The 14,921-nt window shown below is 72.9% G+C and carries 9 protein-coding genes; 5 read left to right on the forward strand and 4 right to left on the reverse strand.

Features of this window, described 5'->3' with window-relative positions:
- Positions 1-219: 219 nt before the first annotated feature.
- The gene (locus LZG04_RS26320) at positions 220-723 is read right to left on the reverse strand and encodes a carboxymuconolactone decarboxylase family protein (RefSeq protein WP_233821547.1); all 504 of its coding nucleotides are present in this window, start codon (positions 721-723) and stop codon (positions 220-222) included.
- Positions 724-796: 73 nt separating this feature from the next.
- Between LZG04_RS26320 and LZG04_RS26325 the strand changes: the two genes are divergently transcribed.
- On the forward strand, positions 797-1,282 hold the full coding sequence (locus tag LZG04_RS26325; protein ID WP_233821549.1) for a MarR family winged helix-turn-helix transcriptional regulator: 486 nt from the start codon (positions 797-799) through the stop codon (positions 1,280-1,282).
- Positions 1,283-1,827: 545 nt separating this feature from the next.
- Entirely contained in the window at positions 1,828-5,553 is a 3,726-nt protein-coding gene (locus LZG04_RS26330; protein ID WP_233821551.1) for a putative Ig domain-containing protein, read from the forward strand.
- Between the two features lie 73 nt (positions 5,554-5,626).
- Here the strand turns inward: LZG04_RS26330 and LZG04_RS26335 are convergent, their stop codons facing one another.
- Together LZG04_RS26335 and LZG04_RS26340 are read right to left on the reverse strand one after the other, a co-directional pair.
- Positions 5,627-7,189, reverse strand: a complete 1,563-nt coding sequence (locus LZG04_RS26335; protein WP_233821553.1) for an RICIN domain-containing protein — start codon at positions 7,187-7,189, stop codon at positions 5,627-5,629.
- 224 nt (positions 7,190-7,413) lie between these two features.
- The gene (locus LZG04_RS26340; protein ID WP_233821555.1) at positions 7,414-8,982 is read right to left on the reverse strand and encodes an MFS transporter; all 1,569 of its coding nucleotides are present in this window, start codon (positions 8,980-8,982) and stop codon (positions 7,414-7,416) included.
- An 87-nt stretch (positions 8,983-9,069) separates the two neighbouring features.
- Here LZG04_RS26340 and LZG04_RS26345 point away from each other — a divergent pair, with 87 nt between their 5' ends.
- Positions 9,070-9,708: a TetR/AcrR family transcriptional regulator gene (locus LZG04_RS26345; protein WP_233821557.1), complete on the forward strand. Its 639-nt coding sequence runs from the start codon at positions 9,070-9,072 to the stop codon at positions 9,706-9,708.
- A 515-nt stretch (positions 9,709-10,223) separates the two neighbouring features.
- On the opposite strand, the gene uppS is transcribed toward LZG04_RS26345, so the two are convergent.
- Positions 10,224-11,918 (reverse strand): polyprenyl diphosphate synthase, encoded by a 1,695-nt coding sequence (gene uppS, locus LZG04_RS26350; protein WP_233821558.1) that lies wholly within the window; start codon positions 11,916-11,918, stop codon positions 10,224-10,226.
- Between the two features lie 268 nt (positions 11,919-12,186).
- On the opposite strand from uppS, the gene LZG04_RS26355 reads away from it, so the two are divergent.
- Together LZG04_RS26355 and LZG04_RS26360 are read left to right on the forward strand one after the other, a co-directional pair.
- Positions 12,187-14,310: an MMPL family transporter gene (locus LZG04_RS26355; protein ID WP_233821560.1), complete on the forward strand. Its 2,124-nt coding sequence runs from the start codon at positions 12,187-12,189 to the stop codon at positions 14,308-14,310.
- On the forward strand, positions 14,307-14,921 hold the full coding sequence (locus LZG04_RS26360; RefSeq protein WP_233821562.1) for a hypothetical protein: 615 nt from the start codon (positions 14,307-14,309) through the stop codon (positions 14,919-14,921). The genes LZG04_RS26355 and LZG04_RS26360 overlap by 4 nt, the downstream gene beginning before the upstream one ends.

Raw genomic sequence — 14,921 nt, forward strand, 5'->3', positions numbered from 1 at the left:
GCGACGGGACCGACGCTAGCAGCGCGGTCCAGGCCGGGGAAGTCACTCGAAAGAGGATTGTAGATAGGGGTAGGGCGATTTGCCGTGCGCGTGAATCACGTACCCGATGAGGTGATGATTGGAGTTCGGATTCACGGTGCGTCGTAATCGATTCTCCACTCGTGTGATCGCTCGCCCTGGGCATTTCGCCGGCGCGATCGGTGATCGCGCAACGGGTCCTCAGGCGCGCACGAGGCGGTTCGCCAGCGTGGACATCGTGTAGGTGCCGATGCCCAGCACCACCTCCAGCGCGTTGCGCGTGGTGAAGCCGGCGTCCAGGAACTCCGCCAGCTCGCCCTCCGGCACCTCGCCCGCCGTGGCGAGCACTCGGAGGGTGAAGCGGCGCAACGCTTCCAGTCGAGGGTCGACCAGTGGTTCGCCGGACCGCAGGGCGGCGATCAGCGCCGGCTCGGCGTCGAGCTGCCGCAGCCGGCCGGTGTGCATGGCGACGCACACCCGGCAGCCGTTGCGGGTGGCGATCGTCATGACCACGACCTCGCGGGCCAGCGGGTCGAGCGTGCTCGCCTCGAACAGGCCGTTCGCGTGCAGGAAGCCGCCGAGCATCTCGGGCGACTCGGCGAGCAGCGCCACGGCGGTCGGCAGGTGGCCGAGGTGCGCGACGGTGGACTCCATGAGCGGGCGCGACGCGGCGGGTGCGGTGTCGAGCGTGTGCTGAGCGAACATGCGAGCTCCGGTAAAGTAGTCAACGTGGTTGTCGAAACCGTAAACCAGGTTGTCGAGTTTGTCGAGCGCCGCCATGGGTGAGCCGCGCGACCGGGGCCCGGCCGACCCGCCCGGCTTCGAGCTGCCGCTGCTGCTGTTCGCCGGCTTCCGGTCGCTGATCGACCAGTTGCACGCCGAGCTGGCCCGGCGCGGGCACCCCGACCTGCGGCCCGCCTACGGGTTCGCGATGCAGGCCATCGGCGTGCGCGGTGCGACCGCCAGCGAGGTCGGACGCCGCCTCGGCGTGTCCAAGCAGGCCGCCGGCAAGACCGTCGACCGGCTCGCGGCGCTGGGCTACGTCGAGCGCGTCGACGACCCCGGTGACGGCCGGCGCAAGCTGATCCGGCTCACCCCCCACGGGATCGACTCGCTGGTCAAGGCGGCGGAGGTGTTCGACCGGCTGCGCGCCCGGTGGGTCGAGCAGCTCGGCGCGGACCGGGTCGCGCAACTGGAATCGTCGCTGCGCGTGGTCGTGCCCGACGCCGGGTTCCCGGTCGACGTGCCCGGCTGGTTCGGTTGATCGGACGCCCTGCCGGGTGACCGGTCGGGATGGCAGCCTCGGGCACGGATCTTCCCGCACCCCGGCCCGCGCGACGCGCGCTCCGGGGCCCATGGGGCCCCCTGGAGGGGACACGGGGGAGCGACCGGCAACGCCGGCTCGGAAGTGGTGACCGCGTTGGCGGCGGCAGGGAAGCCGGTGCGCGCTGGTCCGCAAGCCCGACGCGCCGTGCCGCTGTCGGACGAGGAGACGCGCGCGGACCTCGAAGCCGCCACACCACTGCCGTACGTGGACGCCTTCTTCCGGTTCTCCGTAAACGGAATCCCGGACGTGACCACCGTGACCTCCCGCCCCGCCCGCAGCTTCGAACAGCGGGTCGCGGACGCCTTCCGCGGCCGACCCGCGGCACGGTTCCCGCCGGGACGCGGGTTCACGGGTCGGCTCGCCGATTCCGAACGCCAACGCCGACGTCGAGGTCGCGCCCAGCGAACCACGAGCACGCCGTTCGGCCTGTTGCGGAACGCTTGGGCGTCGTAACGATCAGGCGAGTTGATCGATGCACGGACATGGGCGAGCGCGGGTGGCGGGGGATCGTGTGGGGCGTCGTGGCCTCGGTGGTCGCGGCCGGAGTGGTGGTGGTCGGGTCAGGACCGGTGCAGGCGCGGGCGACGACGTCGGTCTCCTTCGGGGACCGGATGTACACCGCGCTCAGCCCTTCCCGGCTGTTGGACACCCGGTCGGGGCCGGGTGCGCTCGGGGCGCGGTCGTCGTTGGACGTCACCGCGGTCGGGCGTGGCGGGGTGCCGGCGGAGGGGGTCGGCGCGGTCGTGCTCAACCTGACCGGAACGGAGGCGACGGCGGACACGTACGTCACCGCGTTCCCGGCGGGGGAGGCGGTGCCGTTGGCCAGCAACCTGAACCTGACGGCGGGGCGGACCGCGCCGAACCTGGCGATCGTGAAGGTCGGCGCGGGCGGTCGGGTCTCGCTGTACAACCACAACGGCTCGGTGCACCTGGTCGTGGACGTGGCAGGGTGGTTCCCGGTCGGCTCCGACTACCACGGCCTGACACCCGCCCGCGCGCTCGACACCCGGGCCGCCGGCGGCGCGGTGGGTCCCCGGCGGTCGGTGGACGTGCCGGTGACCGGGTTCGCGGGCGTCCCGGCGACCGGGGTGGGCGCGGTCGTGGTGAACCTGACCGGCACGGAGCCGACGGCCGACACCTACGTCAGCGCGTACCCGGCGGGGGAGGCGGTGCCGTTGGCCAGCAACCTGAACCTGACGGCGGGGCAGACCGCGCCGAACCTGGCGATCGTCAAGGTCGGCGCGGGCGGGCGGATCTCGCTCTACAACAACAACGGCGCGACGCACCTCGTGGTGGACGTGCTGGGGTGGATCGCGGCCGGGGCCGATCTCGCGCCGCTGTCACCCTCACGGCTGCTCGACACGCGGTCCGACCGGCCGGTCGGACCGCGCTCGTCGATCGAGGTGCCCGTGCTCGGACGCGGCGGCGTGCCGGCCGAGGGCGTGGCGGCGGTCGTGGTCAACCTGACCGGGACCGAGCCGACGGCCGACACCTACGTCACCGCCCACCCCGGCGGCGAGCCGCTGCCGGTCGCGAGCAACCTGAACCTGACCGCCGGGCAGACCGCGCCCAACCTGGTGATCGTGAAGGTCGGGCCCAACGGCACGGTGTCGCTCTACAACAACAACGGGTCCACGCACCTGGTCGTGGACGTGTTCGGCTGGATCTCCACCGGCGTCACGGCCACCGTGGCCAAGCCCGACACCACGGACGTCGTGCCGCCGCAGCAGGTCGTGTCCGTGACGCCGGACGGCCTGACCATGACCGGTCCCGCGCCGGCGGTCGGCGAGGTCGTCTTCGCCCAGCCCGACGACCGCAACCCCGGCGGGCACCTGGGTCGCGTCACGGCGGTGACCACCTCCGGCGGCAGCACGACCGTGCGCACCACCCCGGTCCGCATCGACGAGGCGTTCCCCTCCGGCTCGGTGCAGGGCAGCGCGGACACCCGCGCGCTGGCGGGCACCGCCGCCGGCGCGCTGGCGGGCAAGGCGGCGCAGGACGGCGCGATCCCGCCGGCCTCGGCCAACGCCGGCGTCGACTGCGGTGGACGGCCGCTGACCGTGTCGGTCGACCTCGCCGTGCAGTCCCGGGTCGTGCTGGACCTCGCGTGGGGCGCGGGAGGGCTGGAGCGGTTCTCGATCACGGCCGAAGCCGAGCTGCGCGGGTCCGTGGGCTTCACCGCGGGCTTCGCCGCCGAGTGCGACTTCCCGGTGGGGCCGACCATCGCGCTGCCGCCGGTGTGGGGGTTCGTGCCGAAGCTGACGCCGGTCGTGCAGGCGAAGTTCGAAGCGGGGATCGGGCTCAGCGCGCAGCTCTCGGCGACGGTGCGGTTCGGCGCGGTGCTCGACGCCGGCCGGCAGGGCGTGCGGTGGATCCGCGAGGCGGACGTGACCGGGTCGATGACCCCGCCCTCCGACGCCGCCTCGGCCACCCTGCGCGTCACCTTCGGGCCACGGGTGCAGCTCGCGTTCGGCGGGGTCGCCGGACCGTCGTTGCTGGCGGGCGCGTTCGTGGAGACGAAGATCAGCCCCACCGCCGACCCGTGGTGGACCGTCGACGCCGGGGCGAGCGCGCAGGCGAGCCTGGACGTGGACTTCTGGTTCCTGCGCGCGAGCTACACCCTGGCCCAGGCCGACTTCCTGCGCTACCGGCTCGCCACGGCCGGTGGCACCTGGCCCGGACCGCGGCTCGCCGGCGGCCGGCTGCCGTCCGGGCAGCGCTCACTGCCGTACTCGACCACCGTCACCGCCCAGAGCGGCACCGCGCCCGTCGTGCTGACCGTGGTCGGCGGGGCGTTGCCGCCGGGCCTGGTGTTCACCGGCGGCACGATCAGCGGCACGCCGACCCAGGCCGGCCAGTCCCAGTTCACCGTGCGGGCTCGTGACGCCCAAGGGCGCACGGCCACCGGCACGTTCACCCTCACCGTGCTGACCCCGGGCGGCGCGGGCACGATCCCGCTGCCCGGCGCGCCCGCCCCGCGCGAGTTCACCCTCACCGACGGCCACGTCGACGACCTGGGACCCAGCGGCGAGACGCTGTACTGCGCCTGGAACCCCACGACGAGGAGCACCGACGCGAGCTACCTGCACCGCGACGGCAGCCGGACGCCCGCCGTGCCGACGCTGTGCCAGGTGACCTCCGCGCCGGGCGCCGCACCGCGCGGCGACCAGCAACGCCGGCTCACCTGGGGCGCGGACGGCTGGTCCTACGCGACCGTGTACGACCCGATCCAGGGCTGGGACGGCACGCAGATCCGGGGCTACGGCCCGGACGGCGCGCAGCGGTGGTCCGCCGCCTACCCGCGCATCCTGTTCGTCCACCTGACCCCCGACGGGTCGCAGCTCGTCGTCCGGTCCGGCAGCTACTTCCACGTCCTCGACCCGGCCACCGGCAACCAGCGGTACGCGATCGACTACCCGGGCATCATCCACGGCGAGTTCCGCTCGGCGACGCCGGACCACTTCGTCCTCGGCCAGCTCGACTTCTTCAACCGCGCCGACGGCAGCTACGCCGACGGGTACCCGTTGTCCGACCACGGCACCGACAGCCAGACCGTCGCGGGCCCGGCGGACTCCGTGCTCAACGCGTACTCGTTCAACCGCATGTCCTCCACACCCGTCGCCTGCGGCACCGAGGTGCGCCGCGGGCAGCGCAGCGGGTTGGTGTGGTCGGTCCGCGTGCCCGCGGCGTACCCGGCGTGCTCGGCGCAGGCGCTCTCGGCGGACGGCGTCGGCGGCGGGTACGTGGTGCAGTACGCCGACCACCAGGCGCGGTTCACCCGCGTCACGCCCACCGGCGCGCTGGCGTGGACCCGGGACGTGAGCGGGGCCCTGGGGCGTTACCACGTGTCCTACAGCGGCGACCGGACGATCGACGCCACTGTGGACCACGTCGTGGACGCCCGCGGCAGGCTCGCCTACTGGGTCGCCCGCGACCAGCCGTGCACCGGCGAGGACGGCGCGCAGGCCACCTGCTCCTCGGTGCAGGTGGTGGTCGTGGACGAGAAGGGCACCGTCCTGCTGGACCGCACCTACTCCCGCTACGGCTGGACGGCACGAGTGCTGCGGGTGGTGGGCGGCTTCGGCCAGCTCTACGTCGGGCTGGAGTGGGAACGCCCCGGTGGCGAGCTGCGCTCCGAGGTCCGCTCGCTGCCGGTCCCGTTCGACGGGGACTGGTCGACGGCCCGTCAACGCCGGGTGCAACCGTGACCGGTGGGGCGGGGTAGCACCCCACCGGTGCACGTCGTCGGCGTGAACGGGCCGTCGTCCGGCCAGGTCGTCATCAGACGGTCGTGCGCGACCACTGCTGGTTCGTGCCGGTGTTGCAGGTGTACTGCTTGAGGACCACGCCGTCCGCGGTCGAGGCGGCCGGCACGTCCACGCACTTGCCGCTGTGCCGCGCCCGCAGCTGGAAGTAGCTGCCGTTGGCGACCATCTGGAACTGCTGGTTGGTCCCGCTGCCGCAGGTGTACTGGACGAGCTCGGCCCCGTCGGCGGTCGAGGCGCTCACCACGTCGAGGCACTTGCCGCTGTGGCGGCTGACGATGCGCCAGTAGCCGCTGCCCGCGTCCTGGAACTGCCACTGCTGCCACGCGTTGCCGCCGTAGGTGTACTGAGCGACACGCGCGCCGTTCTCGGTGTTGGGCTGCTGCACGTCCATGGCCTTGCCGCTGTGCCGCACGGTGAGCCGGTAGAACGTGCCGGTCGGGGGATTGCCGACGGTGTCGCCCCAGGCGTACTTGATCCGGTCCGCGCCGGAGGTGTTGCGGATGGTCAGGTTGAGGTCGGTGCCGCTGCCGCTGAGGGAGTACATCGAGTACCAGTCGTAGCCGATGGTGCCCGGCTTGCCCCCGAGTGCGGGCCAGTACGTGCCGCCCATGTTGTTGTCCCGCATGACCTGCGCGATGGCGCGGATGTAGCGCACGAAGTTGTCGGTGCTGTTCGGGTCGGCGTAGTTCAGGCCGGTGGACATCGGCGCGCCGAACTCCGTCGCGACCGCGCGGGAGGCGCAGTTGCCCAGCCGCGTCTGGATGTGGCTGCGGAACTGGTCGTAGGTCATGTTGCCGTAGAAGAAGGCGTAGTAGTGGAAGGACAGCAGCGTCGAGTTGAACCGGCTGTCGTTGCAGATGTCGCGCAGGTCCTGGCTGAAACCGGTGCCGCCGATCAGCACCCGGCCCGGCACGGCCGAGGTGTGGTAGCTCAGCCAGCTCGCCGCGACGTTGCGCCACTCCGTGGAGGAGTAGCCGTGGGGCTCGTTCATCGGCTCGAAGTAGACGTTGGGGTTCGAGCCGTAGGTGTTGGTGACGCTGGACCACATCGTGTTCCACGCGGCGGTGTTGGTGATCCGGCCGCCCGAGGCCGCGCCGTCCTCCCAGTAGGCCAGGATGACCTTGAACCCGCGCTCGGTGGCGGCGTCGATGGCGCCGCGGTAGGCGTTCCACCAGGTCGTGTTGGCCACGGTGTGGGTGTTGATGGGCAGCCGGACCGTGTTGATGCCCAGGGTGGCAACCATGTCGTCGTACAGGGCGTTGGCCTTGGCCCGCACGGTCGCGTTGCTGTCGGACTGGTTCAGGCCCTGCACGACGAGCGTGCCGGTGCTGAAGTTGTCACCCAGCACGGCCCAGTTCATGCCGCGGAACTGGCTGGTCGCCGCCTGGGCCGGCGCCACCGTGACCACGAGGCCGGCCGCCGCGGTGAACGCGGTCACCGCCAGCGCGACCAGCGACCGGCGCAGGGTTCTCCACGACGGTCCGGACGAGCGACCGGCGGCCGCCGCGGTCGGGGTGGGGTGGTGTCCACTCGCCGGCCGCGGTGGCCGGTTTCGCCGGGTGAGCGAAGAGTTCATCGTCGATCTCCTCATGAGGTGGTACCGGTGTCGCGTGATCTGCGGTACGTCAGGTCCGGCCGTGGGCGGCACCACGTTCGCCAGCCCTCATCGCCCGTGCCCGGCGGCGGGACGAGCGGCTGTCGCCGGCCGATGTTCGCGCAAACATCGCCGCGGCCCCGCCAGTCTGTGAGCTGGGCCGCACGGCTGTCAAGGAGCTGTCCGGTGCCCGCCACCGAGTGTCCTCAATGGACATCCTGTCTCGTTTGGGTGCCTGACGGCGGCTCGGCGGCGGCCGGTGCGGCTCCCGGACCAGCGGTGATTTTCCGGCCGTCCAGCCAGCTCAGCGCGGCGAGCGCCCCGAGGAGGGCGACGACGGCGCACACGGTGGTGCCGACGTTCATCGCGTTCGTGAAGGCCGCGTCGGAGGCGCGGACGAGCGCACCGGCCTGATCGGACGGGAGGGCATCGGCCGTGAGGTGAGCGGAGGTCAGGTCGTCGGGCGCGGTCGGCAGCGAACCGCGCGACTCGGCGCGGTAGGCGGCGGAGACGACGGTGCCGATCACCGCGATGCCGAGCACGCCGCCGAGCTCGCGCGTGACGCTGTTCATGGCGGAGGCCATCGACGCCTTCTCGCGCGGCAGTGCCGCCATGCTCGCGGTGCTCGACGGGGCCATGACCAGGCCCATCCCCGCGCCGATGACGGCCATGACGAGGGCGAGCGGGACGAAGGCCGTGGTGGTGGTCGCGAAAGACATGCACCCCAGGCCGAAAGCCATGACGGCCAGTCCACCGGTGATCGTGCGCCGGACGCCCAAGCGGACGACGACGCGATCACTCGTGCCCGCGGCCAACGCCATCGCCACGGCGAACGGCAGAGCTCCCGACCCGGCCTTGAGCGGGCTGTAGCCGCGCACCAGTTGCAGGTACTGCGTGTAGACGAACAACAGACCGAACAACGCGAAGAACGTGACCGCGAGCAGCACCCCGGCGACGGTGAAGGTGCGTCGCGTGAACATGCGCAAGTCGACCATCGGTTGCGCGATGCGCAACTCCCACCACGCGAACACGGTCAGGAGCACGGCCGCCGCACCGGCCTCGGCCAGCGACCACCCCGTCAGCCACCCACGTTCGGGGCCCCGCACGACCACGTCGACCAGCGCCGCGAGACCCGTGGTGCACAACAGCAGGCCGAGCGCGTCGAAGCGGCCGGCGGGGCGTCCGGGCAGGGCGGGGACGAGAGCCAGGGCGGCGGCGAGCACGGCGGCGATCAGCGGGACGTTGAGCGAGAAGACGCTGCCCCAGGCGAAGTGCTCGAGCAGCAGGCCGCCGGTCACGGGGCCCAGGACGATGCCGATGGCCGCGGACGCGGACCACACGGCGATGGCCCGGCCCCGCTCTCGGGTGCCGAAGATCGTGACGATGATCGAGAGGGTCGCGGGCATCACGAACGCCGCGCCCAGGCCCATCACCGCGCGCCAGGCGATGAGCTGACCGGCGGACGCGGCCGTGGCGGCGGCTGCCGACCCGGCGGCCAGCACGACCAGGCCGCCCACCAGGGCCCGGCGTTGGCCGAAGCGCGCTCCCAGGCCGCCCGCCGCGATCAGCAGCGCGGCGAAGACGAGCGTGTAGGCGTTGTTGATCCACTGGAGGTCGGCGGTCGAGGCGCGCAGGTCGTCGGCGATCGCGGGCAGGGCGGTGTTGAGCACCGTGTTGTCGAGGGTGGTGACCACCAGCGCCGCGCACAGCACGGCGAGCGCGGGGCGGCGGCGCGGGTGGCCCGCGTCCGGGTCGATCGGGTCGTCGGTGCGCACGGGCGTCCTAACGTTCGTAAGCTTACAGGTGTAAGTCGGTCGCGGCGGGACGCTACGGCAGTCGGCTAACACCTGTAAAGTCAGGTCATGGCTGAGGCACCCGCGGACGGCTCCCCCTCCCGCCCGCGCAACCGCCGGGGCGAAGGGCCTCGGCTGCGCGAGGACATCGTCCGGGCCGCGACCGCTTTGATCGTGCGCACCGGCACCGACCAGACCGTGACACTGCGGTCGGTGGCGCGGGAGGTCGGCATCTCGGCGCCCTCGATCTACGCCCACTTCACCGACCGGGACGCCATCGTGGAAGCGGTGGTGCTCGAAGCGATCGCCCAACTCCACGGCGACGTCGAGGCGGCCGTCACCGCGCACGAAGACCCGGTCGAAGGGTTGCTCGCGGGCTGCGCCGCCTACATCGACTTCGGCACCCGTGAACCGGCACGGTACCGGGTGCTGTTCGACTGGCCCCGCCTCAAGCCCGCAGCCGCGCGCACCGACGACTCCGACAGCCGCGGGCTCGACGCCTTCCACGTCCTCGTGCGCAACCTCGAAGCGTGCGTGCGCGCCGGGCGTTCGGCCAGCACCGATCCGTTCGGCGACGCGGTCGCGCTGTGGACCGCCCTGCACGGGCGGGTCCTGCTGCGCGCGAGCCTGCCCGACTTCCCCTGGCCGTCGGCGGACACGGTCGAGCGGGTGGTCCTGTCCCTGGCACGGATCACCCCAGTGCCCTGACACGCCTGCGGCGCAAGGACGACGTGGGCGACGACGTCCGGGGGCCGGTCCGAGGGGGCCCGGCCGCCAGGGCACAGGGCGACCGACACGAACGTCCCTGCTCGCACTCGGCGCGTCGAAGCCGGACGGTCGGCCGCACGTGTCCCGCGTCTGCTTCACCGGCACCGGCGCGTGCGTCGGCTCGCCCTTCTTCGACCTGGCGGCGGTCGTGCGCGACGCTGGACCGGGGCAAGCACGAGATCACGTGACGTTGAGGTGCACGCCGCACGTGGACGCCGCCCGCGCCCGGCTGGTACAGCCCGGGCGTCTACCCGGTCCCCCACGGGGAGGGACCGGTCGCGGCACGCGCAGCCGGTCAGGACCGCGCCGGCGGCACCGACTCGGTCTCGAACTGCCGTTCGGCTTCACGCAGGTGGCACCACGCGGGCGGGAGCGGCCCGTCGCAGTCGATTCGCGGGAAAGCGTGCGCGTGTTCCTCGGGTTTCCGGCCGACCGCCACCGCCGGGGAGCCGGGTTCAGGTGGTCATCGCGCCGCTCGGTTGGTCCGCGCCGAAGCGGCGCCGGCGGCGGGAGTACTCGGTGATGGCGTCCAGCAGGTGCCGGTGGTCGAAGTCCGGCCAAGCTACGTCGGTGAAGACCAGTTCGGCGTAGGCGGTGTGCCAGGGCAGGAAGTTGCTGGTCCGCTGCTCCCCGGAAGTCCGCACCAGCAGGTCCACGTCGGCCAGGTCCGGCAGGTAGAACCGCCGCACCAGGTCGCCCTCGCGGATCTGGTCGGGCCGCACCAGGCCGGCGGCCACGTCGGCGGCCAGCGCGGTCGCCGCGTCGAGCATCTCGGTCCGCCCGCCGTAGTCCGCGCAGAACCCGAACGTCAGCCTGCGGTTGCTCGCGGTCAGCTCCTCGGCTTGTTCGAGCTCCGCCCGCACGGTCGGTGGCACGCGGTCTCGGCGACCGCACCAGCGCAACCGGACGCCGAGCTGGTCGTAGTGCTCGAGGTACCGCCGGACGTGCGCGACGAACTCCTCCATGAGTTCCTCCACCTCCGCCGCGGAACGCCCCCAGTTCTCCGTCGAGAACGCGAACACGCTCACGTTCGGCACACCGAGCCGCAACGCCGAGTCGATCAACCGCCGCATCGCCCGCTCGCCGGCGCGGTGCCCCTCCAGCGGAGCCTCGCCGCGAGCCGCGGCCCACCGCCGGTTCCCGTCCATGATCACCGCGAGGTGGTTCGGCACCACCATCGGCACGGGCTGGGCGGAGCGCGCCCGGCGGAAGTAACGCCGCAGCCGTCCCGGGAGCGGTCGCCGGGGCGATGGGAGAACGGCGGCGGACGCCAGGGCCTCGGTCAGGGCGAGCGGCGACAGCCGGTTCGGCAGCGGGATGCTCTCGCGCAGCACGGCCGCCTTGCGCCGCTGGACCTCGTCGAGGTAGGTGAGAGCACCGCGGATGCACGCTTGCAGGAACGGCCGGCTCGACGGGTGCACCAAGGGCACCACCGCCGTGCCGCGGTCCAACAGCTCACGTGTCCGCCGCACCTGGAGCTCGACCAGCTCGTCCAGCGCGCCGCGGTACCCGCGGGAGGCCAGGTCGCCGTGCCGCAGCCCCTGCCGGCGCAGGTCGTCCGCCGGCAGGTAGCAGCGGCCCCGGGGCAGGTCGACGGTGAAGTCCTGGAGGACGTCGAGCAACTGGAACACCTCGCCCAGCACCGACATCAGCCGCCGCGGCCGCACCGGGTCGTCCCCCTGCGGGTCCAGCAGCGGGGTGAGCAGCTCGGCCACCGTCCCGCCGACACCGCGCAGGTACCGGCGCAGGTCGGTGAACGTGGTGAACGCCGGCGGCGCGGCGCTGTCCGCCACGAACGCGTCCAACAATTCCTCGACCAGTCCCACGTCGAGGTCCCACAACCGCACGGTGTGCACGAACGCCCGCCGCAAGGGGTGTTCGCTGCGCCCCTCCCGCAATTCCGCCAACGAGTCCGCGCACCACCGGGCGAGCTCGTCCGCGCGGCCGGCCGGGTCGCCCTCGTCGGCGATGTGATCGGTCCGCGCCGCGAACGCGCACACCGCGTGCACGTGCGGCCGGGTCTGCGCGGGCAACAACGACACCGCGACCGCCAAAGGCGCCAGGTCGTCGCGCAACTCGCGCTCGCAGCGCAGGTACGACTCGCGCAGCAGCGGCGTGTCGACACCCGCCCGCGCCCATCGGTGGTCCACCAGAGCCGCCTTCCCTGCCGAGGTCGGCGGATGGTAGCCGAGCCACCGCATCACCCTTTTCAGTGACCGTATTCGGGTCGGTTCGCGGAAAAAGAGGGTCGGCGCTCACCACAGCGTTCACCCTTTCGTATGGCATTTATCGTCCTTTTGGGAGCGAATAGTGGTGGTAGCGTGCCGATTCGGTGCCTTTGGCCGCGACGGTGCGCCGTTTCGCCGCGGCGGCAATTCCTCGGGCGTGGGGAGCGCGGTGAATCGACTGGGACGGCTCATGGCTCGCCGTGGCCGGACCGTGATCGCCCTGTGGATCGCCCTCGCCGCGGGGTCCGCCGCCCTGCTGCCCTCCCTGGTCGACGCCGTGGCCCCGGTGTCGATCAGCGCGGCGGGCACCGAGTCCGACCACGCCGGGGAGCTGATCACCGAGAAGTTCCCGCGCCTGGGCGACGAGCAGTTCATGCTCGCCTTCGACTCGCCCGAGTGGCCCGCCGCCGACCCGCGCTACCAGCGGGTCGTCCAGGAGGCGGCCCGTGCCGTCACGGCCAGGCCGGAGGTCGGCTCGGTGGTGGGCCTCCCGGTCACCGACCGGCAGGACCCGCGCCACAGCTACCTCGCGATCGGGGTCGCCGGGGACGACCGCGAGCGGCAACGGCTGTCCCGGGAGCTGAGCGCCGTCGCACGGCAGGCCGTCGACCGGGCCGGCGGTGGTCACGTGACCGTCGGCGTGGTGGGCGTGACGCCGGTGCTGGACGAGATGGTCCGCGGCGAGACCTCCGCGCTGTGGCGCATCGAGGTCGTCGCGGTGCCGCTGGCGGCGGCCGTCCTCGTGGTCGGGCTGGGCACGGTCGGCGCGGCCGCGGTGCCGTTGCTGGTCGCCGGCGCGGGCGTGCTGGTCGGGCTGGGCGCGCTGGCCCTGCTCGGCCTGGTGACCGCGGTCGACGTCACGATGCTGGTCGCGATGACGACCGTGGGGTTCGGCCTCGGGCTGGACTACTCGGTGCTGATCCTGCTGCGCTACCGCCGCGCCCGCGCCCGGGGCGCGACCCCGCACGACGCGGCGGTGGAGTCGGTCGCCACCGCCGGCGTCACGGTCGCGTGGTGCGCCCTGGCCATCGCGGTCGCCGCGAGCGTCCTGTTCTCCATCGAGGTCACCGCCGTGCGGACCTGCGCGGCGGGCGCGCTGCTGGCGACCGCGGCGGCGCTGGCCGCGGCGCTGACCCTGCCGCCGGCCGTGCTGCCCCGGCTGGACCGGCTGCTGGGCCGGGGCCGGGTGCGGCCGCAGCGCGCCGCGGGCCTGGGCTGGGAGCGTTGGGCCCGCCACCTCATGCGCCACCCGTGGCGTTACGCCGTCGGCAGCGGGCTGGTGCTGGTCGTGATGGCCGTGCCGCTGCTGGGCATCCAGTTCGGCCTGCGCCTGGACCGCGACCTGCTGGCGCACTCCAGCACGGGCCAGGGCGCGGCCCGGATGGAGGGCGACGAGCTGGCCAACACGGTCGCGCTCGCGCTGCCGCACGACCCGCAGGCCGGACCCGCCGACGTCTACGCGCTCATGAGCGCGTTGCGCGACGACCCGCGCGTCTCCGCCGTCGTCCCCCTCGACAACGGCCGCGACCTGACCGTGCTGATGGTGGGGCAGCGCGACCCCATCGACAGCCCGGCCGCCGCGCGGCTGGTCCGCGACATCCGCGAGAACCTCGGGCCGCGGCTGCTGCCCGAGGGGCAGAAGCTGTACGCGACCGGGCCGAGCGCGATCATCACCGACCTCACCGCGGCGATCGCCGGCCGGTTCGGGCACGTCGTGGCCCTGGTCCTGGCCTGCTCGTTCGTGTTGTTGCTGCTGGTGTTCCGCAGCCTGCTCATCCCGCTCAAGGCCATCGCGATGAACCTGCTCGCGCTCGGCGCGGCCTTCGGGCTGCTGGCGCTGGTCACCGACCACGTCGGGGGCGGCCTGGTCAACGCGCTGCTACCGGTGGCGATCTTCACGGTCGTGTTCGGCCTGTCGATGGACTACGAGGTCTTCCTGGTGCACCGCATGGCCGAGCACTACCGCGCCACCGGTGACAACGAGGCCGCCGTCGCCCACGGGCTGCGGCACACCGCGCAACCGATCACGCTGGCCGCCGCCGTCATGGTGGTCGCGCTGCTGGGCCTGTGCTTCACGCCCCGGCCGGACCTGCGGCAGGTCGGCTTCACCGCGATCGCCGCCATCGTCCTCGACGCCACCGTGATCCGGCTCGTGCTCGTCCCCGCCCTGATGCGGCTGTTCGGCCACCGCAACTGGTGGCTGCCCGCCCCGCTCGCCCGGCTGCTGCCACCCGCGCCGGCCGCGCCCGCCCTCCCACCGCCCGCACCGTCGCCCGAAGCGCACCGCTCGGAACAACAGGAGGTCACATCATGACGAATCCCGCCACGGTGAGGTGGATCCGCCACACCGCGCTGGCCGCGGGCGCCGCCGCGGTCGTGTTCGGCGTCGTGCCCGCGCCGGCCGCGACCGGTCGGGAACCGCAGGGGACGACCGGGCAGGCGCGGACCACGGCCGGACCGGCGTGCATGGTGGAGGTGCCCGAGGCGCAGCCGATCGTCTTCGAGCCGGCCGTGCGCAGCACGCCCGCCAAGGTCACCACCCAGGGGACCTACAAGCTGACCGACTGCATCAAGGACGACGGCTCGCCCGCCACCCACCGCTCCGGCGTGCTGTCGTTCTCGGGCTCCTCCACGGCCAGTTGCACGCGGGCCGAGGCGATCGAGGGCACCGCCACGATCACCTGGCGCGGGATCGACGGAGCCCTGCTCGGCACGTCCACCATCGCCCCGATCGTCGACGCCGTCGACGGTGACAGCCCTCCGTCGAGCGCCATCGCCGGCCGCATCGTGAAGGGACGCATGCTCGGCCTGTACGTCGGCGGCGTGCTGTTCGCGCACAACGACACCGACCGCTGCGCGACCGAGGGCCTGGAGGAGGTCTGGGGCACCGGCAAGGTCTTCTTCCCCGACCAGCCGCAGCGCTGA

The organism is Saccharothrix sp. S26 (assembly GCF_021390395.1).
Lineage (GTDB): Bacteria > Actinomycetota > Actinomycetes > Mycobacteriales > Pseudonocardiaceae > Actinosynnema.